The sequence below is a fragment of the Lysinibacillus sp. FSL M8-0355 genome, from assembly GCF_038008985.1.
Taxonomy (GTDB): domain Bacteria; phylum Bacillota; class Bacilli; order Bacillales_A; family Planococcaceae; genus Lysinibacillus; species Lysinibacillus fusiformis_D.
This window is the reverse complement of the sequence record NZ_JBBPAI010000001.1, coordinates 2,486,468-2,507,678: the sequence shown is the minus strand read 5'-3', so window position 1 is coordinate 2,507,678 and position 21,211 is coordinate 2,486,468. Positions and strand designations below refer to the sequence as shown.

Here is a 21,211-nt window from a genome sequence, read left to right as displayed (position 1 = left end):
CTGGGTGTAAGTCCATTATCTTGTATTTGGCTTCTAGAATGAATAAAATAAGATGATGAAATGAAGGGAAGTGGTACCGCAAATGAAAAAGAAAAGTATACTGCTCGTTTTAGTTCTAGCATTCAGCAGCATTTTAGCTGCTTGCGGAAGCTACAAATTTGAGCCATCTGTAAACATTGAGGTCCAAGATTTCAATGTAATGAATCAAAAAAATGAACAAGTGAGCCTAGATGATTTAAAAGGTAAGCCTTGGCTAGCAATGTTTATTTTTACAAACTGTACGACGATCTGTCCGCCAATGACATTTAATATGACAGAGGTCCAGCAAGCACTACAGGATGAAGGCCTTGAGGATTATCAAATTGTCGCATTTAGTGTAGATCCAGAGGTGGATAAGCCTGAGGTATTAACGAACTATTTAAATACGTATAATGTTGTCGATGAAAGCAAATGGCAGCTATTAACGGGCTATCAACAAAAATTTATCGAACAATTTGCACGTAAATCATTCAATTCATTAGTCAAAAATGATCCAAACTCAGACCAAGTCATACATATGTCGAGCTATTATTTAGTGAACGCAGACGGCACAGTTGTAAAAGACTATGATGGCGCGACAAACGTACCAGTTGAAACTATTGTTGGAGATATGAAGGCACTCATTAAGGAAAGCAAATAACACAGAGGTCCATGTGACTTCTGTGTTTTTTTGTTGTCGAGAAAGAATTCACCTCCAAAGATTGGATTCGTCTCGATTTTCTTTCTCAATATTGCACAGAATAGCATTGTACTTTATGGTTGTATCCATAGGATGGTTCAATAACTTAAACTATTCAACTAATTAAAGGAGGGATTATTTACATGACTAAACAGGACCAACTACACACCATTAAAGAAAATTTTATCAACTGTCAAAAGGTACTATTGGCCATTGGTGATGAAACACGTCAATCTATTTTACTTGTGTTAATGGCTACGGATTGTCAAACAGGATTACGTGTAGGCGAAATCACAGAACAAACCCATCTGTCTAGACCTGCTGTGTCACATCACCTTAAAATTTTACGTGATGCCGGTGTTATTTTAATGCGTAAAGAAGGGACAAAAAACTTTTATTATATAGATATACGCACAAAATTAGGTTTACTAAAAACACTTGTTACGGATATTGAGACGCTATTAAAGGAATTTTATTGAGAATACGATAAGTTATTTGGAGGAATAAACGATGAAAGCAATGGTTATCAATCAATATGGCAAAGCCCCGATGCAGTTAGCAGAAATACCTACACCTGAAATTGGTGAATATGAGATACTTGCAGAAATTCATGCCGCTAGTATTAATCCTATTGATTTTAAAATACGCGATGGAAAAGTGAAGTTGTTAATACAATATAAAATGCCTCTAATCCTTGGAAATGATTTTTCGGGAGTTGTGGTAAAGGTTGGCACAAAAGTAACTCGTTTTAAAGTGGGCGATGAAATATATGCACGTCCACGTAAAAGTAAAATCGGTACTTTTGCCGAATTTATCGCAATACATGAAGATGATATAGCCCTAAAACCTAAAAACTTGAGCTTTGAGGAAGCTGCATCCATCCCTCTCGTTGGGTTGACTTCATATCAAGCATTACATGACATCATGCACTTACAAAAAGGACAAAAGATTTTAATTCATGCAGGGTCTGGTGGTGTAGGTACTTTTGCTATTCAACTGGCTAAAGTAATGGGTGCTACAGTAGCAACAACTGCTAGTGAAGCTGGTGCAAACTTAGTCACATCTCTTGGTGCAGACGAAGTGATCAATTACAAGACAGAGAAGTTTGAAGAGATATTGGGAAATTATGATGCCGTCTTTGATACACTTGGGGGTGAGACGCTTGAAAAATCTTTCGAGATCATCAAAAATGGAGGGAAAATTGTTTCTGTTTCTGGTATGCCAAATGCCCGTTTTGCTAAAGAAAATGGTTCAGGATTTTTCAAAACCTTATTATTTTCAGCAGCAAGTTATAAACTGACTGCACTTGAAAAGAAGCATCATGCGCAATATTCCTTTTTATTTATGAAGCCAAGCGGTGATCAATTACGTATAATTGCGGACTATATTGAATCTGGTAAAATCAAACCCGTCATTGATCGAACTTTTACATTTGAAGAAGCTCAAAAAGCGATGGAATATGCTGAGTCTGGGAGGGCAAAGGGGAAGATAATTGTGAAAATCAAGTAGTCATCTAAGCTATCTTGGTTGCTATTGATCTAAATTATTAAATGTATAGAGGGGTGTTTCCTTCTTATTTAATGGCCAATTTAACTAGTTTTCGGAGTGACCACGCTTAATATGAACATGGTGAAGGAAATATAATGGTGTTGGCACATGCTTCCAAAAATGCCTATGCTAGAAAATGATATTTCGATCTTGATGATTCCTTCGTTGTTTTTTCGCTGAATTTACATTGAATATTTTGGCATAAATAGATTTTCCTCTTACAAGCTCAAATTCATTAAGCAATTTATGCAAGTGCTTATGGCCAAAAGCTAGCTGATGTATAGAGGTAAATATGAAAGAAGCTGTGATTGCAGCTTCTTTTTTGCAGTAAATAGCACTTTATTTGAACGTATAAGATTGTAGCCCTTGTATCATCATTCGACTGATGGACTTTGTGAGTTCTTCTAATGAACAATCGAATTTTCCTGCTAACCAATCTTGATACATCGACATTAGCCCACCTACTAAGAAATGGACACGTAATACAAATTCTTGACGTTCTTGACTGGGATGAATAGTTTCTTGAAAACTAATGATTTTCTCGATCAGAATGTCTTTTAATTTCACGACAAAGCAAGAGGCCCCCTGTACAAAGATTAACTTTCGGTAAAATTCAATATCTTGTTGTAAAAAGTCCACCATTTTTAAAAAGAAAGGCATCGGATTTTGAATGATTTCGACCGCTTTAAAATCATTCAGAAACTCTACCATTTTGCCCATTAGTTCATTTTCAATTTCCTCAATAACCGCCAAAATATCCGAGTAATGAGCATAGAATGTTCCTCTACTTACTTCAGCTCGTTCAACAATATTTTTTACGGTGATCTTTTCTAAATCCTTCTCCAGCACTAATTCTACAAATGCGTGCCTAATCATTTTTCTTGAGCGAATTGCGCTTTTGTATTCTGCTTTCCCACTCATTTTTTTTGCACTCCTAAAATATTTTTCTAAAGTTGAACACATTGATATGTCAATGTTCAAAGTTGTACATATAGACGAAAATTGAACATTGTCCCGTTTTCTGAGGCTAAGTATACTTGATTTACGAATAAAAGTATACACTTGTATGATTTTATAATCGTTTATCTAGAGGCTAGCATTCTCTAGATAATTATTAATTTAGTAAAGTGAAAGTGAGAGAAATGATGATGAAAAAAATCATGAATTGGCGAGTAGCATCGTTCGTTTTATGGATAGTCATGACAGTCCTTATAGTCGTGACGATGCCTAATTTAGATCAATTGGTTAGAGAAAAAGGGCAAATTACTATTCCCGAAAGTGCTCAAAGCAACATTGCAGAAGATCTGCTTAATCAAATGGATAATGACAGTGGGGAAAGGTATCAAATTATTGCTGTCTTCAATAGTGGGAATGATCAAGCATTAACAAAGGAACAAAAAGAAGAAGTAGGAAAAATCATTAAAGAATTAAAAAAAGAACAAACTCAGCTTGGTATGAAGGAGATTATGACTCATTTAGATAATGAGCAAACGAAAAAACAGCTCATTTCTGAAGATGGAACTACCATTCTAGCTCAGCTTTCTGTTGAGCAGAATAATAGAGAAATTTCTGAGATAACGAAGGAGCTTACTAAAATTATAGATAGTAAAAATGTAGATACCTATCTAACAGGAAACAGTCTGGTAATGGAAGATTTCGTTCAATCCACACAAGAGGGGATTAAGAAAACAGAAATAATAGCGATTATCTTTATTATCGCTGTGCTCATTCTTGTTTTCCGATCACCAATAGTGCCATTCGTCTCTCTTTTATCGGTTGGAGTAGCTTACGTAGTGTCACTAGGAATCATTGCACACTTAGTAGATCAGTTTAATTACCCATTTTCGAATTTTACTCAAGTATTTTTAGTTGTTATTTTATTCGGTATCGGCACAGATTATAATATCTTACTCTTCACTCGATTTAAGGAAGAACTGGTGAAGCAGGAAGATCGTTGGAAAGCAGTGCGCAGCACATATAAAACAGCTGGAAAAACGGTTCTGTATAGTGCGCTTGCGGTGTTTATTGGATTTATGGCTCTTTATTTGGCGGAATTCGGGTTATACCGAGCAAGTTCAGCTGTAGCAATTGGCGTAGCTGTACTCTTATTGGTTTTATTGACCTTAAATCCTTTTTTTATGGCTTTACTGGGGAAAAAGATGTTCTGGCCAGCGAAAATTTTTACTGGTCATAATGACAGTAAAATATGGGGATTTTTAGCGAGGCTATCTGTTTTAAGACCTTTCGTTGCACTAGTCTTTACAGCGATTTTGTGCGTTCCTTTTATCATGAATTCTAGTCATTCTCTAAGCTATAATGATTTGTTGGAAATCGATGATCGTTATGCTTCAAAGCAAGGGATTAATGTGATTGAAGCGCATTTCCCAGCAGGTTTTTCATCACCTACTACACTTGCCTTACAGTCAAATGAAGCACTGGATAATGCAAGATCATTACAAGCATTAGATGAAATAGCTGAAAAGATTTCGCAGATTGACGGTGTATCTAAAGTATTAACAGCTACACGACCAATTGGAGAAAAAATGGATGACCTATACATCACGGAGCAATCTAAACAAATAAAGAGTGGCTTAGGTGATGCGAATGAAGGTGTAGGTAGGATTAGTAATGGTTTGTCTTCAGCTGAGCAACAATTCCAACAAACAGATACAAATGCTGCTCAAAATGTTCAGGCATTAATTCAAGGAACAGATGAAATGACAAAAGGTGTTTCGAGTTTAGGGACTGCTATTGATCAATTAACAAACGGCGTAAGTGCAGGAGCAAATGGCGTCCAAGAACTAGAAAATGGTTTAGCTTCTGTAAAAGAAAATACGAACACTTTATCCATTTCGATGTCACAATTATTAAATGGTTATACGGAACTTGAAAAAGGTTTGTCCTCATTTAGTACGAATTTCACTAGCATTGGGCAAGGGATTGAAAGTGCAGAAAAAGGATATAGACAAATTGAAAGTGCAATGCATGCACTCGTACAGTCAAAACCAGAGTTAGCTAATGATATGAATGTGCAAACGACGCTTAGCATTGCATCAACTGAAAGGCAGCAATTAGAGCAATTATCAGAGAAATTACACACAGTGACAGCTCAATTCGAAGGGGCCATGACATCATTTAGGGAAGTAAATGCTTCACTTGCCAAAGTGAACAGTAGCTTCTCCCAATTACAAGCAGGTGTGAATCAACTATATGAAGCATCTTCTAGCTTAACGCATGGTTTGCAATCTGCAGCAAAGGGGTCTAACCAAATCGCAAGCCAAGTACCCTCCCTTGAATCAGGATTAATGACGATTAACGAGGGACAAAAGCAACTGCAAACAGCACTAACGGATTTAGCTGATAAAATGGCAACCTTACAATCAGGATTATCAGCAAGCACAAAAGGTTTACAAGACGTCAGCACAGGTTTAACAGATGTGCAAGACTATTTAACAGGTCTTAGTGAATCAGAGGCTTCTGAAAAGTTATATATGCCAAAGGATGTTTTAGTGAGTGATGAGTTCCAAAAATCATTGAACATGTATATGTCCGATAATCGGAAAATAACTCAGATGGGCATCATTTTAGATGTGAATCCTTATTCAAAGGAAGCCATGATAATTGTTGACCAAATTGAGCAAGAGCTACAAGCGATCATTAAAAGTAGTGAGTTTCGTGATGCGAAGGTAGCAATCGGTGGAAGAACATCGCAAAATGTGGATCTTGAAGAAATTGCGAGTGGGGATTTCACTCGAACAGCAGCCATCATGCTAATAGGCATTGGTATCATTCTGATCATTATTACTCGTTCTTTCCTAAAACCAATTTTTATTTTAGCCTCTTTAATCATAACGTACTATACTGCCATAGGTATGAGTAGCATTATAAGCGCTAAATTTCTCAATATGAGTGAACTAGCGTGGAATGTACCATTCTTTAGTTTCATCATGATTGTTGCATTAGGAGTAGACTACAGTATCTTCTTGATGATGCGTTATAGAGAGCTGGAGGGGAATTCGACAAAAACTATTATCGATGCCACACGTCATATTGGAGGTGTGGTGATATCAGCAGCGATCATTCTTGGAGGTACATTTGCGGCATTAATGCCTTCAGGTGTCATAACGCTTATTGAAATAGCCATAACGGTTATTCTAGGGCTTGTTCTACTTACTTTTGTCATGTTGCCAATTCTAATTCCTGCTTTGTTAAGCGGGGTGGGGCGAATTCGCAATATTGGAAGAAAGGAAAGGAAGCAATAGATAACTTATAAAAAACCATAGTTACACCAGAAAAAAAGCTGCCATTTCAGACAGCTTTTTTCTGGTGCTGACGGGGAAGGGAAGTGGAGACCTATTTAGTTAATTAAATGATACAAAAGTGAAATAGAGAGCAAACTCCATTTCACTTTTTTGAATAAAGAATTTTTCTGTAACTAAATATGACTAATATGAAACAATGGCACTGAGCATTATTTCTCTCTCATTTCTTTTTTCACATAATAAAACTTTGAACTATACCAGCTAATAGTTAATCATAATTTTTAAAATTTAACGCTCCTCTAAAAATGGATTGCTTGATTGCTATAATTATGGACGTTTTTATTCAATCCAAAGGCTGATAAAATCACATCATACTACAAGTAGGAGTGATAACCATGGTTAAGGTACGTTACAAAGTAAGAGAAGTGTTGGACAAGAACAAAATAGATATATTTTTGCAGCAAGCTCGCATTGGGCATCTAGGTATGGTTGACGGTCATTTGCCATATGTTATCCCACTTAATTTTGTGTGGACAAATGGGGTGCTTTATTTCCATGGAGCCACTGGCGGGAGACGAAATCAAGTGATGGAAGAGAATCCAGAGGTCTGCTTTACAGTTTGCGAAGAATATGGAACGATTACTAATCCAGTACCCGCTAAAACGGACACCGCTTATATGAGTGTCATGGTTTTTGGTAAGGCTCAACCTATCGTCGATCTAAATGAAGCGACACATATGTTGCAAGAAATGATAAATAAATATGTACCTGGTTACTATAATCGTCCCTTATCCCAGCAACATGTGGACAAATATCGATCAGCCGTTTTCGGAGGGCCGGTTCAAGTTTACCGAATTGTTCCGCAACATATTACCGCGAAAGAAAATCCAATTGCACTAGGGGAAATGTTCAATATTGAAAAAATCCCACATACATAGTACTGGTTTTCAGAATTTGGTAAATCAAATCACTGTAAGCACCACTAACCCTAGTCATCTAGGGTTAGTGGTTTTTTAGTGTACCTACTTTATGGACTGTTAAAATTCGCATTTTTGGATGTTTTTTATCAATCCGTAATACGTTATGCTAAGATCGTTCAATAAGAAAGGCGGTTTTTAAAATAAATACGATGAAATCAATAGAAGCCTTTGAAATAGCAAAAAAGCTTATGCCTGGTGGCGTAAACAGCCCAGTAAGAGCATTTCAATCAGTTGGGATGGAGCCCATTTTTATTAGCCATGGGAAAGGCTCGAAAATCTATGATATTGATGGCAATAGCTATATAGATTATGTTCTTTCCTGGGGACCATTAATTCATGGACATGCAGATAAGGAGGTTTTAGGTGCACTTCTTGAAGCCATTCATAGTGGGACAAGTTTTGGATTGCCAACTTTACAAGAAAATAAGCTAGCTGAATTAATAACTACTCGTATTCCTTCCATAGAGAAGATTCGAATGGTTAACTCAGGTACAGAAGCGACAATGAGCGCCATTAGACTAGCTAGAGGCTTTACTGGCAAAAACATGATTGTGAAATTTGATGGAAACTATCATGGACACAGTGATCATCTATTAGTAAAGGCAGGTTCAGGAATTGCTACATTAGGTCTTCCTGATAGTCTAGGTGTACCTTTAGAGATAACTAAAAATACAATATCCATTCCCTATAACAATATCGAAGTCTTGAAGAAAATATTTGATAAATATGGCTCACAAATTGCAGCCGTTATAGTAGAACCATTTGCAGGCAATATGGGAGGAATACCAGCTAATCCTGAATTTCTTCAAGCGATACGCTCTTTCACTACAAAATATGGTGGGCTATTTATACTTGATGAGGTCATGACTGGCTTTCGGATAGATTATCATTCTGCTCAGGGGCTTTATAACATAAAACCAGACTTAACTTGTTTAGGTAAGATCATTGGTGGGGGGATGCCTGTTGGCGCATATGGTGGAAGAAAAGAGATTATGAATCAAATCGCTCCTGAAGGGAATATTTATCAGGCTGGAACCTTATCAGGTAATCCAATAGCGATGGTAGCGGGGTATACGACAATAAATAAATTAAATCTTGACAGTTACGAGTATATAGAAAAGTTATCTAATAGGCTTATTCAAGGCTTATCCAAAGTAGCTCATAACTATAATATTCCCCTTAAAACAACAAAAGCTGGGACAATGATTGGATACGCATTCATCGATCATCCTTTACAAGATTTTGATGATGCTCAAAAAATAGATTCCGAGATGTTTTGTCGTTTTTATAGGGAAGTGCTTAAACAGGGTATACTTTTACCTCCGTCTCAATATGAAAGCATATTTATATCGACTGCCCATTCCATACATGATATTGATAGAACGATTCATGCTGCAGAAGTAGCATTTAAAAGAATAATAGCATTTGTTTAGATGAAGCAAAGTATACTAAAACCATCCTATTCCTATAAAATTATCGATTTGATAGTATAATAATGATTGACTGTACGAAACTATTAATTTTCACTTAATTTAACAATCTTTATTCTAATTGGAAGTGAATTGAATGTTAAAAGTTAACCGAGACGATAAAAATCCTATATGGCAGCAGTTACTTGACCAAGCTATTCATCATATTACAACAGGAAAATGGCCACCAGGGGAGTTGCTTCCTCCATCCCGAGAACTCGCCTTATTAGTAGGTGTTTCACGCTCAACTATACAAATTGTTTATGAGGAATTATTTAGTCGTGGATATACCGTGACAAATTGGCGTGGTGGAACAAGGGTAAGTGAATGGGGATATAAAAAGAACTCGTCAGAAGAGGTCATTCTTCAGGGACCATCTACGCCAGTATTACCTTTATTAAACGCGGCAGTTGATGAGTTAAACAGTTGGTTTAGAGGTAAAGCAAATCAAAACGTTGCAATCGATTTTTGCCCCCATGAGCCGTATTTGGACGAGCATTTCCGAAAAAATTGGCGACAATCTTTTTTACAGGCTTCAGCAGAAACAGATCTGACCCATTGGGGTTATGGCGATGCCTACGGTTTTACACCGCTACGTGAACAGATTCAACGTTACCTGACATTTGAAAGAGGTGTACATGTAGATATTGACCAAATCATCTTAACCTCTGGCGCACAGCATAGCATCGATCTGATTGCCCAAGCTCTTTTAAAGGAAGGAGAAACAGTTTCTGTTGAAGATCCTGGATTTCCTGCTGCCTGGATGACCATGAAATATCGGCGCATGAATGTTATTGCTGTGCCTGTTGACGAGTACGGAATACAAGTGGATTCTATTCATCCACAAACCAAGCTCGTTTTTGTTACACCTTCTCACCAATGTGCAGTTGGTGTCATTATGTCTGAGCCACGCCGACAACAATTGCTGCAAAAATCTGTGAAAGATCAATTTTGGATTGTAGAAGATGATTATGATGGTGAATTTAGGTATCGGGGTGGCCCGCTTCCTACCTTGTTTAGCCAACAACCCCAAAACACATTATATATGATGAGTTTTTCTAAAATGGTTGCTCCTGGCATACGAATTTCGGCTGTCATTGGTCCAAAAGATGCCATTCGCCAACTTGCGCAAGTACAACAATTAACTTATCGACATCTCCCAATTATGGAGCAATTAACACTTGCTCATTTTATTGAGCACGGTCATTTTATGCGTCACATGAGGAGAGCAAGAAATGTCTATCGACGTAGACATGAAGCTATGACGAAGGCAATCATAGCGTCAGGACTAGCGGAACGTTTCAAGCTAAGTGGCATTGAAACGGGCTTGCATATGCTTCTTGAAGCGGAAGAATCGTTTGATGAAGAAGCAATGACGAGCCTCGCACTCGAAAAGGGGATACGTGTTTATCCACTTAGTAAGTATTGCTTAGAAAATAATCGAAAAGGATGGGTACTCGGATTTGCTAAAATGGATGAGTTAGCAATTGAGGAAGGTATTTTTCGTCTCGCAAAAATCCTCTTGCAAGAAACGTAATCATTAGCGGGTCATAAAGGAAATTATTATAGAAATGGGGTGGAGTGATACTATGCCATACATTCACGAGTTTGGAATCATTTCTTGTATAACTTTCTAAGGTTTTTAGTAAAAAATACATCACGTTGAAACATTCGCCCACAACACAAATAGACCGTTTAAAAGTCTCGTCTATTGGGGAATAACCTTGACACCACCGAGCTTTCATAGACAATTTTTAAATATGGTGAGTGAAGCCAATGTCGAATATCAATCAGCAGAACTTGAAGAATTAATCAAAAAAATTGCTGAGGCAATAAAACAAGATAAATGGATGATTCATTATAGTGTTTCATTTTTCCAATACATACAGGTAAGGGGAAGAGGCGATTGTTCAATAAGAGCAATCGCTTCTTAACATACCCTTTTTAAAATCATATTAAATTATTAAACTGTATGTTGTTATCACTTGGTATCTTAGTAATAAGGGTGATTTATTTTATTAAATCCGAAACGACCTGACCAATTAAGAACAAAAAATGATTGGTAATATAATTTGAACCCATCTTGTTTGGATGTACGGAATAATCTTTAAGCCTAAGAAAGAGCCAACAATATAGCCAATTGAAACAGGAATAGCAATTCCCCAATTAACAATGCCAGTAAAATAATAAAAGAGAAAGTGTCTGTTCAGCAAGCAGATATTCAGCAAAGTTTATATATTTGCTCGCGGAAATCCGATCTAATCGAACAACCATTTATACACTTTTTAAAAACTCATTCTTAAGCTAACCTTTAAAATCGTGAACACGTACAATGCTGTTTTGGTTGACTCTATTTAATCAATAAGGTATGTAGAGTGAGATATATAGTTGGGAGTAATTATTGGTGAAAATCCGTAAAGAGAATAAAAACGTATGTTAATATTCGAGAATTAATTAATCGTTCGTGTTTTTAACGGTGAAATGCGAATCATCCACTGGCTGGATACTTTTACTTTTGCGTAAAAAACGAACATTATAGATAAAGCTTTGTTAATGAAATGATTAGGAGGAAATACTTTACGAAAACTAGTAGTCAGTTTGTACGATGAGCAATGGATTCAACTGTTTCTGGAAGAGGCTGAAAAACTGAATTTTATATTTAAAAATGAAATCATAGACATCTATCAGGTATTATGTTCGATGACTATCATTTAATTAATTATCACGTACAGAAGGAAGATGCCCAAACCATACTTCAAAATGCGTCAGCTATTTTCTTGTTAGGTGGAGATACTCTTAAACAGAATGAGTTTTTGATAGACTATGAATTGACGGATTTGATTAAAAAAAGCACAGCTGTTGTAATGGGTCAAGCGCAGGAACAATCAATACGTCCGCTAAATGGTTATGCTCGAAAAACTTTGGTTATCCAGTTGAAAAAAGCTTTTTATACGAAGGGATCGGTCTTGACAATTTTTCCGTCCTGTCGCATTTTGATCTTGAAAATAAACTTTATCGAAAGAAATAGATATTTATACGTCGAACAAAGATTGCGCTGTACGTGTAAAGAGAGGCAACATCGACATTTTAGGCAATGTCTATTTAATTTCCCACTCCAAAATTCAGAAATTGGATGAGACGCTCTAGCTGTGGTGAATGGCTAGACTGGAAGAGCGTGTTTGAATCAATCTTTTTTCCAAAACACGCTCTTTTCTTTTTTAAAAGTATCAATTTGATCATACCTTGGCAACAAAAGGTTTAGGCTTTTTCATGAAGTGTACTTTTTGTTCGCTCATTAATTAGGTTAAGAAGTGTAATGATTTTCTGAAAATCTTCAATGGTGAATCTTTCTAAATCCTTTAAGTAATTGCCAAACTCTTCTTTATCGAGTTTTTTATGATATTCATATACCAGTTGACCTTTTGGTGTCAATTCAATCGTTAATTCTCGATAATTGTCAGGATTTCTATATTTAAATGCTAATTCTTTTTTTATTAATTTATCCATCATTTGAGAAACTGCACTTTTTGTACGGTGTGTGATTTCTGCAATTTCAGTAGTATTTGTTTTGATTTTATCACCTATTAAATTGAGTGTGTGAGCCTCTATCATATATAGTTCATCTTCCGTACCGTACTTTCTCGGGATACTTTCATAGGTACTAATGGATCGAGATGTTTCAAAAAGTGTCTCCATTAGCTCATAAAAGATTTCTTCTTTCTCCACAGATCATTCCCCCTTAGTAAACAAACATCCCTTTATTTTAACATATTCATAAATAATTTCCTTCAATTAATCATGAAGCTTCAACAACCAATCAATTTTTGTGAAGGGGATCAAACATCCCAATTTTAATTTTTGGAAAATTCTATTTTCTTATTGACGATTTTACAGTTAAGGTGCTAAACTGATGAAAATAATTGCTCAGGTACGGAAAAAACGTATTTTCGAGCAATGACGAGGAAGGGGGATGAGAGAAAGAATGATATATGATTTTGATGAAATAATTAGTCGACGTCGTACTTATTCGTTAAAGTGGGACGGGGAAGAATTAATTAAAGACATCGGTTATACAGAAAGATATGATTATGAAACGATTCCATTATTTACAGCTGATATGGATTTACCCGTCATGCAGCCTTTGATAGATGCACTTCATCAAACGGTTGATCATCGAATCTTTGGGTATTCTATTTTTCCGAATGAGTACTTTGAATCCATTCAGCATTGGTTTAAAAAAAGGCATGATTGGGTGATCAAAAGAGAGGAAATCGTATATAGTCCTGGAACGGTTCATGCTTTGAATATAGCTGTACAAGCATTTACTAAGCCTGGGGAAGGAATCATTATACAACGGCCAGTTTATCCACCGTTCACTACTGCGATAGAGCGTAATGGTAGAATTGTTCAAAATAACGCAATGAAATGTGAATCAGATGGATCTTTTTCAATTGATTTCGTAGATTTTGAAGAGAAAGCAAAGGATAAAAACACAACCATGTTTATTCTTTGTAATCCACATAATCCAACTGGAAATATATTCACCAATAAAGAATTGAAAAGGCTTTCAAAAATTTGCGAGGAACATAATGTAATCATTGTGGCAGATGAAATCCACGGTGACTTAATTAGGAAAAATAAAAGATTTACACCAATCTGTAAGGTTGTAGAAAATACTGATCATATTGTCACTTGTACAGCCATTAACAAAACATTTAATGTTGCGGGTCTTCATTGTACAAATGTCATCATTTCCAACCCCGAACGCAGAAAAACCTTTAATGACATAATGGGGATGCAGTTACCGTCACCGTTTACCATTGCAGCTCTTATAGCCGTCTATAACGAGGGAGATGAATGGTTGGAACAAGTTACGCAATATATTGACGGCACAATGGAGTTTGTAAAAAGCTTTTTAGCTGAAAACATGCCTACAGTTAAAGTAAGAATTCCAGACGGCACATATGTGATGTGGATGGACTTTAATGGATATGGTCTTTCCGATCAAGAGATTCATCATCGTATCTATAATAAAGCGAATGTTCTACTAGAAGATGGATGGATGTTCGGAAAAGAAGGGGAAGGTTTTCAAAGAATTTGTGTCCCTTCGCCAAGACCACTTATAAAGCAAGCACTTGAACGGATTGCTGTTGAATTTCAGGATTTGGAATAGAATAATCCATTAAAATAGGGGTGTATAAAATGACAACAATCGAGTTTGAACTTAATGCTTTAAAGGCTGCAGAAGAAATCGAAGGCTATGTCATTAATATAAGAAGAGATCTTCACAAGCATCCGGAGATTGGGTTACAGGAAATACGGACTATTAAAGTAGTTACAGAGGAATTAACTAAAATGGGCATTGATTACGAGATCGTCCCGAATGGTGGAATTATTGGATTTATTCATGGGGAACAACCAGGGAAAACATTGATACTTAGAGCTGATTTAGACGCACTTCCGATGAAAGAAAACGAAAATAATTTAAAAATGAAAAAAATAGTCGTTTCTAGTACTAGTCAAGCTGCTCATACTTGTGGTCATGATGGACATACAGCAATGCTTCTAGGGGCAGCGAAGATTTTGGTTCAACATAAAGATAAGGTAAAAGGAAAAGTACTTCTTGCTTTTGAGCAAGGAGAAGAAATGGGCGGAGGCATTTACAATCTTTTAACACGCTTATATGAATTAGGGGCTGACGGCATTTGGGGCATCCATTTAAAATCTGATATTCCAACAGGGAAAATATCTGTTGAACCAGGACCAAGAATGGCTGCTTCCTTTAGTTTTAATGTGCTATTGAAAGGAAAAAGTGGACATGGCTCCAGACCAGATTTATCGGTGGCTCCATTAGATTGCTTTACAGATTTTTACAGCAATTTAAAAGCTATGAGAATAAATACTTTAGATCCTTTTAAAACCATTACCTATTCTATTGGCATGATTCATTCCGGTTCTGCCGTAAATATCATTCCAGAAAGCTTACAATTCTCAGGAACTGCCAGATATTTAGATGATGATCAAGGTTCACATGCTGCAAGCGAATTTAAACGAATCCTAGAAAAAGTTTGCGACCTACATCGTTGCACATATGAATTTATTACAGAGCCCATTGAATCGGATTTATTTGTTTACAACCAAAACGATTGCGCACACATAGCATCACTTGCTGTAGAAAAGGCATTAGGTGTAAATACGTTATATTCTTCACCAGCATGGATGGGCTCAGAATCCTTTGCGTTTTATGAAAAATACTTTCCAGGTGTATTTGCCTTCGTTGGAATAAAAAATCTTGAAAAAGGGGTTGGGGCAGAGCATCATAATGATTTCTTCGATCTAGATGAAGATGCTCTCAAGCTAGGTGTAGCTTCCACTGTACAATACACCATTGATTTTCTAAATAATGAACATCAAATCGTATTTGCGGCTGACAAAAGGGATGTCAAAAGCTTGTTTATTGATAATGGATTTGCCCAATTAATAAAACAATAGGCCATCTTATAAAAGAAGGAGATAGATAAAATGACTCGAAAAAGACTTTGTTATTTACTATCATTCATTGCATACTTTGGAATGCCTTTGGGAGTTCCCTTTATTAAAAGTACCGAACCTTATATCTTGGGACTTCCGCTTTTGTTATTTTGGATGGTTCTTTGGATTTTATTAGGGACAGGTATCATGCTTTTAGTACATCGCTTAAATCCAGACGTAAAAGCAGAGGTGGAGTAACATGACAATATCTATTGGTATTATTGCTGTGTTTTTAGGAATTGCATTAATTTTAGGCATTATGGCGAGTAGAGGGAAGGATATGAGCCTAGAGCAATGGAGTGTTGGCGGTCGGGGTTTTGGCTCTATTTTCATTTTCTTGCTAATGGCCGGAGAAATTTATACTACAAGTGCATTTTTAGGGATAAGTGGTTGGATGTATGGAAAAGGTGGAGCAGCATTCTACAACATCATGATGCTGAACTATGTCATTGCTTACTGGTTAACGCCAAAAATATGGAGCTATGGAAAGAAACATAATTTACTTTCTCAATCTGATTTTTTTGAGAAGGCATATAAAAGTAAAGCGCTTGGAATGGTTGTAGCAATAGTCGGTTTGGCGGCTTTAATTCCTTATTTAATCATTCAATTGAAAGGTCTTGGCATTATTGTTTCTGAAGCTTCTTATGGAGCCATTGACTCCAAAATCACGATTTGGATTGGAACCATTGCGATGATTGTCTATGTTATGGTTTCAGGTATTCATGGCTCAGCTTGGACAGCAGTCATTAAAGACTTCCTTATACTTGGTGTTGTTTTATTTCTAGGAATCTACTTACCATTTCATTATTATGGTGGTATTCAACCAATGTGGGAAGCTATTGAAGCCACAAATCCAGGGTTCTTAACGCTTCCAGACTCAGGTTTAAGTGCGTCTTGGTATGTTTCAACAATGATGCTGACATCATTAGGATTTTACATGTGGCCCCACACCTTTGTTGCTACTTTTTCAGCTAAAAGTGGAAATGCCCTAAGAAGAAATGCGATTATTCTACCTATCTATGCATTATTTATATTATTTGTCCTATTTACCGGAGCAGCAGCTATTCTACAAGTCCCGAATTTATCGGGAGGCGATGTTGATTTAGCATTATTCAAAATTTCCACACAAACGTTTAGCCCAGTAATAGTAGGCTTTATTGGAGCAGCAGGGCTGTTAACGGCAATTGTTCCAGGCTCATTAATTTTGATGTCTGCAGCTACACTTTTTGCAAAAAATATAATAAAGCCGTTTCGTCCTCAAATTACGGATCGACAAATTGGTATTATTGCTCGTTATACGGTTCCATTGGTTGCCCTAATTGCCCTTTATTTTACTTTTAGTGGTGGTGGTGCTATAACTCTATTATTCTTAATGGGATATGGATTAGTTACACAATTTGCACCTGCTGTTGTTTGTAGTTTCATGAAAAAAAATCCACTGTCGTTACAAGGTGTGTTCGCTGGGATAATTGTTGGCGTTATGATTGTAGGTTGGCAAGCCGCTACAGGCGCAAATCTAAGTACCCTTTTCCCGAATTGGCCAACATTTATACAAGATATCAACATTGGGTTCCTTGCATTAGGCGTTAATATTGTAGTGAGTTTAGCAGTTAGTGCATTTACAAGAAAACTTTTCATAAAGCATGATGGGGCTTCCAACGAGGAAATCGTGGAGAGTTTACCATAGTAACACATTGATATTATTGATGAATTGTAGGATAGATTTACATTTATAATAGAGCCTGTGATTAGATGAAAGCTCGCAAAGAATAGTTGAAAAGAGCATGTTTTGATTCATTTGTTTCAAAGCATGCTCTTTATAATTGTTCTCATCTTAAACTTATTTAGTAAAGGACACGCCATAAATAAAAGGTTGCGTAGGATTCCCAGTTTTTCCAAGGTATCAATAATTGCATGATTTCATCTTTTGTCGGCTTTCGATTCATATTTTGTAATAGTTTTATCGAATTAATAAGTCCTACATCATCGATTGGAAAGGCTGTTTGGAACCTCAGGCAGCGCATTAAAACATAATTGGCTGTCCAAGGGCCGATTCCTCGTATTTTCATTAAGCTTTTTTCAGCATCTTTAAAGTCCATTTCCATTAATTTTTCCCTCGATAATTCTCCACTTGCCATTAATTTCGCAATGCCAATGATATATTCACTTTTTTTCACCGTCATTTTAATATTTGCTAGGTCAGCAGGGGTTAATTGTGCAATTCGTTCGTATGAAGGGAACACCCAATATTTTTTACCATTCCATTCAATGAAATCGCCAAATTTTTCTACAAATTGCCTCTTTAAGGTGTACGCGAAGGCTAAGTTAATTTGTTGGCCTAAAACTCCCCAGCATAAAGCTTCAAATAAGTCGGGAATGCCGATTACTCGTAATCCATAAAATTTTTGGACAGGTATTTTAAGTAATGGGTCTGCTTTTGCCATTTCATAAAATGACGTTAAATCATTATCGAGATCAAACCATTCATGAATATATGTTACAATTTCTTGCCGCTTCCACTTTTCAATAGGTTTAGAATCATTTAGGAATTGAATCACCATTTGTTTATTATTGATTATGCTTATTTGTACTAAGGATTGAATTTTCCCAATTGTTATAACTTTTGTCATAATATTGTTCTCTATTTCGTACATGCATTCATTTTTTTCCCTTGTTAAATAACCTAGGTTAGCATTCATGTCGAAAATTGTAGGTAATGTAATAACAATATCATCATTGACTTCATACCATGTCACTTTTCATTCTCCTCGTCCTATTAAGAGTAATTTTACTTTATCACATCATAGCCCTTACTAATTTTGTTATCTTGCTCTTATATTCTCAACTCCTTATTTTTTTCTATTTATTTATCAGGTTATAGTGTTAATATGACGAGATATCGATATGGGGAAAGGTACCAACCATCTATCAAATGGTTTATAAACGAATGTGACAGTATTTTTCGGAAGATGAACTTTTCAATAGCGAAAAAAGTTACGAACCCTAGCGTGGATATTCATGTTGAAAGTAAAAAATTATGAATAAAGGGGTTTATGATCTACATTTGTTGACTTCTCGATTTCTCTTTCTTTGCTGCTTAAATTTTCCCATAGAAAAACAGCACCTCCAATTGTTAGTATGTGTCTAACAATCGGGGCGCAGCACCAACCAGCTTCAGGTTCCTTAATCTCTTTTTATTGTATCCTAGACATGGATATTATAAGACCAATTCTTTATATGCATCGTATATTTATATAGAATGCAGATATTGGATGTCACCATGATTTTGAATACATTTTCTATTTAAGTGAATCAATCGTTTTAAAAATTCTTGAATACAACTCTTGTATGTTTGAATTGTTCTCTTTATGATCGATAAGCTCATACCTCCAAGTTTCATACTTGATTTCTTTATCAGTTGAGGTATTTAAATAACCAGTTGCATAACTCAAGGGTTGGATGTCAATAAATGTATCATAATCCACTCCCTCATTGACAAAAGGAATGTGAGCCTTAGTTGATTGCATAAAGAACGTCGGAATTTCTAATTCATTATAAACAGTAACGTATTGGTCATCATCTGCTTCTGAAAGAAATTCTTTAGTTATAATTACAGCGTCTAAGTCGTCTGAAACTTTTTGTGTGTTTCCTTTCAAATCATCAAAAGTTATTTTTTCAAAGACAACTTTTTCCTCACTAAAATCAGGAAATGGACCGATAATCCCGACTTTTAAATCATTCCCATTATACATTTGGTTATTTGATATGTTAGTATCACAGCCGACTATTATCAAAAGAGTAGCTAGCATAATAATAGAAAGTATTTTTTTCATGGACCAGCCTCCTATAATGGAAAAAAATGGGTTAATAACCTAAAACATCACGTTTTGTTAGACCTGTTGTTAATGATGCATAAAAACTACTTGAAGAAGCAACAGAGTAGGATGCAGTGAAAATGTTTCCAACTCCTATTGTACCAGTATGAGTGGTTGAAGTTGAATTATAAAAATTTCCATTGATTAGGAATAAGAAATGTCCATTATGAAGTTCCACTTTGATTGTGCCTGAAAAAGAGATTGGATTAGCTACAAATTCTTGTAAAAGCGGTGCTTGGTTTGTATTAATATATTTTGGTGTGCCGCCTGAGCTACATATCTGTACATATACTTGTAAGAGGGGTCTGTAAGTTTTTCCGAAAATCGGGATTTCCGTATTTGTTCCAAACCATGAACAGGACTCTGCCTTGGGAGAAAAGGTATCAAGTTTGTTATATTCAGCTAATTTAGAGTAAGCTTCTTGAATTGTAACGCTTTTTATTTTTGCATATTGCTCAGCTACCTGTTGGTCTGATAATTCAACAGTAAACTCTTTATTTGAGTTAAGTAGGTCTTCCAATTCCTTTGAGTTAAGTGTTGTTCCATCTATTATCTCTAATGTTTTACTATCAACCCTTTCCGTAGCTTTTACTTCAGAACCAAAGAAAGATAAAAACAAAACGAATCCTAGAAAATAAATCAATGTTTTTCTCAAAAAAATCCCTCCATTTTTTGATGATTAATCTATTCAACCTAAATATATATATATAATAGAAAATACTGTCAATACATCTCTTGCTTATTGAAGAAAAGTGCATAAAGATATCTATGCTTTTCCGTATTTTTTAAAGAAGAGATTCAGTGATGTTTTATTATTTATTACGCTTACCTATACTAAGGTCCAAATTTCCCCCCTTGTTAGATCGCCTAGGTTTGCAATCATATCGAAAATTGTAGGTAATGTAATAACAATCACATCATAGCCTTTACTGATTTTGTTATCTTGCTCTTACATTCTCAACTCCTTATTTTTTTCTATTTATGAGGTTATAGTGTTAGTTATCAGGAATGTAAAGGAGGGTATAAAAATGGTCCAACATATAAAAACACGTGTTGAGAGCTTAGATTGGGAGACCATTCAACATGAATTAGATGAGCAAGGATTTGCAAAGCTTCCTGTGATTTTAACAAAGGAGGAGTGTGAATTCTTCATAGACATGTATGGTGTGGAAGAGTCATACAGAACGACAATCAATATGACGAGATATCGCTTTGGGAATGGGGAGTACAAATATTTTTCTTATCCATTACCTGACATCATCCAACATTTAAGAGAGGCTTTTTATTTGGCATTAGCAAAAACAGCTAATCGGTGGCTGAGCTATTTAAAGAAGACAGAACAGTATCCAGAACAACTTCAAGATTTTTTGAACACCTGTGAAGAGTATAATCAAACGAGACCAACACCTTTACTATTAAAGTATGAAACAGGCGGATTTAATTGTTTACATCAAGATTTATATGGTGATATATTTTTCCCGTTTCAAGTAGTATTTTTATTAAATCAACGAGATCAAGACTTTTGTGGTGGTGAATCTCTATTAGTGGAACAAATTCCGCGTGCTCAGAGTAGAGGGCATGTCATTACTTTAGAGCAAGGCAGTGCGCTAATCTTTCCTACTCACCATCGACCTGTTTTAGGTAAAAAAGGATATTACAAAAATAGGGTTCGTCACGGAGTAAGCACAGTTACTGCTGGAGAACGCTACGGACTTGGAATCATTTTTCACGATTCTAAGTAAAAATTAAACTTCAATATCTTGCTATTCTATTCCTAGAATTGTCCATTCTGAATTTATAGAGAGTATATTGTAAGGAGAGGTGAGAT

The 21,211-nt window shown here is 35.9% G+C and carries 18 protein-coding genes and 2 pseudogenes; 14 read left to right on the top strand and 6 right to left on the bottom strand.

Annotated features, from left to right (window positions below):
• Positions 1–82: 82 nt before the first annotated feature.
• The 3 genes from MKY46_RS12290 to MKY46_RS12280 all read left to right on the top strand — a co-directional run bounded on the left by MKY46_RS12290 (position 83) and on the right by MKY46_RS12280 (position 2,227).
• On the top strand, positions 83–679 hold the full coding sequence (locus tag MKY46_RS12290) for an SCO family protein (RefSeq protein WP_036126181.1): 597 nt from the start codon (positions 83–85) through the stop codon (positions 677–679).
• Positions 680–852: 173 nt separating this feature from the next.
• Positions 853–1,197: an ArsR/SmtB family transcription factor gene (locus MKY46_RS12285; protein ID WP_036126183.1), complete on the top strand. Its 345-nt coding sequence runs from the start codon at positions 853–855 to the stop codon at positions 1,195–1,197.
• Positions 1,198–1,228: 31 nt separating this feature from the next.
• Positions 1,229–2,227 (top strand): NADP-dependent oxidoreductase, encoded by a 999-nt coding sequence (locus tag MKY46_RS12280; RefSeq protein WP_340834362.1) that lies wholly within the window; start codon positions 1,229–1,231, stop codon positions 2,225–2,227.
• Between the two features lie 378 nt (positions 2,228–2,605).
• Here MKY46_RS12280 and MKY46_RS12275 read toward each other — a convergent pair whose 3' ends face one another.
• Positions 2,606–3,187 (bottom strand): TetR/AcrR family transcriptional regulator, encoded by a 582-nt coding sequence (locus MKY46_RS12275; protein ID WP_036126188.1) that lies wholly within the window; start codon positions 3,185–3,187, stop codon positions 2,606–2,608.
• Positions 3,188–3,414: 227 nt separating this feature from the next.
• Here MKY46_RS12275 and MKY46_RS12270 point away from each other — a divergent pair, with 227 nt between their 5' ends.
• From MKY46_RS12270 to MKY46_RS12245, 6 genes and pseudogenes are all read left to right on the top strand, one after another.
• Positions 3,415–6,528 carry an MMPL family transporter gene (locus MKY46_RS12270; protein ID WP_340834361.1) on the top strand — a complete coding sequence of 1,038 codons (3,114 nt, stop codon included), beginning with the start codon at positions 3,415–3,417 and terminating at the stop codon, positions 6,526–6,528.
• A 395-nt stretch (positions 6,529–6,923) separates the two neighbouring features.
• On the top strand, positions 6,924–7,466 hold the full coding sequence (locus MKY46_RS12265; RefSeq protein WP_340834359.1) for a pyridoxamine 5'-phosphate oxidase family protein: 543 nt from the start codon (positions 6,924–6,926) through the stop codon (positions 7,464–7,466).
• Between the two features lie 182 nt (positions 7,467–7,648).
• Positions 7,649–8,941, top strand: coding sequence for a glutamate-1-semialdehyde 2,1-aminomutase (gene hemL / locus MKY46_RS12260; RefSeq protein ID WP_340835668.1), 1,293 nt, complete (start codon positions 7,649–7,651; stop codon positions 8,939–8,941).
• A gap of 133 nt (positions 8,942–9,074) precedes the next feature.
• Positions 9,075–10,514 (top strand): MocR-like pyridoxine biosynthesis transcription factor PdxR, encoded by a 1,440-nt coding sequence (pdxR, locus tag MKY46_RS12255; RefSeq protein ID WP_036126195.1) that lies wholly within the window; start codon positions 9,075–9,077, stop codon positions 10,512–10,514.
• Positions 10,515–10,701: 187 nt separating this feature from the next.
• A complete protein-coding gene (locus tag MKY46_RS12250; protein WP_230593923.1) occupies positions 10,702–10,911 on the top strand; it encodes a hypothetical protein in 210 nt (69 codons plus the stop codon).
• Positions 10,912–11,661: 750 nt separating this feature from the next.
• A pseudogene (locus tag MKY46_RS12245) lies at positions 11,662–12,124 on the top strand (Type 1 glutamine amidotransferase-like domain-containing protein); the annotation flags it as partial.
• A gap of 111 nt (positions 12,125–12,235) precedes the next feature.
• Here the strand turns inward: MKY46_RS12245 and MKY46_RS12240 are convergent.
• On the bottom strand, positions 12,236–12,703 hold the full coding sequence (locus MKY46_RS12240; protein WP_036126198.1) for a MarR family transcriptional regulator: 468 nt from the start codon (positions 12,701–12,703) through the stop codon (positions 12,236–12,238).
• Between the two features lie 256 nt (positions 12,704–12,959).
• On the opposite strand from MKY46_RS12240, the gene MKY46_RS12235 reads away from it, so the two are divergent.
• From MKY46_RS12235 to MKY46_RS12220, 4 genes are read left to right on the top strand one after another with little or no spacing between them, the layout of a single operon-like run.
• Positions 12,960–14,150, top strand: a complete 1,191-nt coding sequence (locus MKY46_RS12235) for a MalY/PatB family protein (protein WP_036126200.1) — start codon at positions 12,960–12,962, stop codon at positions 14,148–14,150.
• Between the two features lie 29 nt (positions 14,151–14,179).
• A complete protein-coding gene (locus MKY46_RS12230; RefSeq protein ID WP_051891715.1) occupies positions 14,180–15,469 on the top strand; it encodes an amidohydrolase in 1,290 nt (429 codons plus the stop codon).
• A 30-nt stretch (positions 15,470–15,499) separates the two neighbouring features.
• Positions 15,500–15,706: a DUF3311 domain-containing protein gene (locus MKY46_RS12225; protein WP_036126201.1), complete on the top strand. Its 207-nt coding sequence runs from the start codon at positions 15,500–15,502 to the stop codon at positions 15,704–15,706.
• 1 nt (position 15,707) lies between these two features.
• Positions 15,708–17,195, top strand: coding sequence for a sodium:solute symporter family protein (locus MKY46_RS12220; RefSeq protein ID WP_036126203.1), 1,488 nt, complete (start codon positions 15,708–15,710; stop codon positions 17,193–17,195).
• 157 nt (positions 17,196–17,352) lie between these two features.
• Here the strand turns inward: MKY46_RS12220 and MKY46_RS12215 are convergent, their stop codons facing one another.
• From MKY46_RS12215 to MKY46_RS12200, 4 genes and pseudogenes are all read right to left on the bottom strand, one after another.
• The gene (locus MKY46_RS12215) at positions 17,353–18,264 is read right to left on the bottom strand and encodes a DNA glycosylase (protein ID WP_271913500.1); all 912 of its coding nucleotides are present in this window, start codon (positions 18,262–18,264) and stop codon (positions 17,353–17,355) included.
• A 543-nt stretch (positions 18,265–18,807) separates the two neighbouring features.
• The gene (locus tag MKY46_RS12210) at positions 18,808–19,341 is read right to left on the bottom strand and encodes a hypothetical protein (RefSeq protein ID WP_036126209.1); all 534 of its coding nucleotides are present in this window, start codon (positions 19,339–19,341) and stop codon (positions 18,808–18,810) included.
• A 31-nt stretch (positions 19,342–19,372) separates the two neighbouring features.
• Positions 19,373–20,038: a hypothetical protein gene (locus MKY46_RS12205; protein ID WP_036126212.1), complete on the bottom strand. Its 666-nt coding sequence runs from the start codon at positions 20,036–20,038 to the stop codon at positions 19,373–19,375.
• Between the two features lie 177 nt (positions 20,039–20,215).
• A pseudogene (locus MKY46_RS12200) lies at positions 20,216–20,317 on the bottom strand (hypothetical protein); the annotation flags it as partial.
• 94 nt (positions 20,318–20,411) lie between these two features.
• Between MKY46_RS12200 and MKY46_RS12195 the strand changes: the two are divergent.
• Positions 20,412–21,125: a 2OG-Fe(II) oxygenase gene (locus MKY46_RS12195; protein ID WP_271913499.1), complete on the top strand. Its 714-nt coding sequence runs from the start codon at positions 20,412–20,414 to the stop codon at positions 21,123–21,125.
• Positions 21,126–21,211 lie beyond the last annotated feature (86 nt).

Coding starts and splice junctions, on each gene's coding strand:
- MKY46_RS12220 (WP_036126203.1), top strand. CDS start 15,708: ATGACAATATCTATTGGTATTATTGCTGTGTTTTTAGGAATTGCATTA.
- MKY46_RS12290 (WP_036126181.1), top strand. CDS start 83: ATGAAAAAGAAAAGTATACTGCTCGTTTTAGTTCTAGCATTCAGCAGC.
- MKY46_RS12230 (WP_051891715.1), top strand. CDS start 14,180: ATGACAACAATCGAGTTTGAACTTAATGCTTTAAAGGCTGCAGAAGAA.
- MKY46_RS12235 (WP_036126200.1), top strand. CDS start 12,960: ATGATATATGATTTTGATGAAATAATTAGTCGACGTCGTACTTATTCG.
- MKY46_RS12195 (WP_271913499.1), top strand. CDS start 20,412: ATGGTCCAACATATAAAAACACGTGTTGAGAGCTTAGATTGGGAGACC.
- MKY46_RS12210 (WP_036126209.1), bottom strand. CDS start 19,341: ATGAAAAAAATACTTTCTATTATTATGCTAGCTACTCTTTTGATAATA.
- MKY46_RS12225 (WP_036126201.1), top strand. CDS start 15,500: ATGACTCGAAAAAGACTTTGTTATTTACTATCATTCATTGCATACTTT.
- MKY46_RS12275 (WP_036126188.1), bottom strand. CDS start 3,187: ATGAGTGGGAAAGCAGAATACAAAAGCGCAATTCGCTCAAGAAAAATG.
- MKY46_RS12280 (WP_340834362.1), top strand. CDS start 1,229: ATGAAAGCAATGGTTATCAATCAATATGGCAAAGCCCCGATGCAGTTA.
- MKY46_RS12270 (WP_340834361.1), top strand. CDS start 3,415: ATGAAAAAAATCATGAATTGGCGAGTAGCATCGTTCGTTTTATGGATA.
- pdxR (WP_036126195.1), top strand. CDS start 9,075: ATGTTAAAAGTTAACCGAGACGATAAAAATCCTATATGGCAGCAGTTA.
- MKY46_RS12265 (WP_340834359.1), top strand. CDS start 6,924: ATGGTTAAGGTACGTTACAAAGTAAGAGAAGTGTTGGACAAGAACAAA.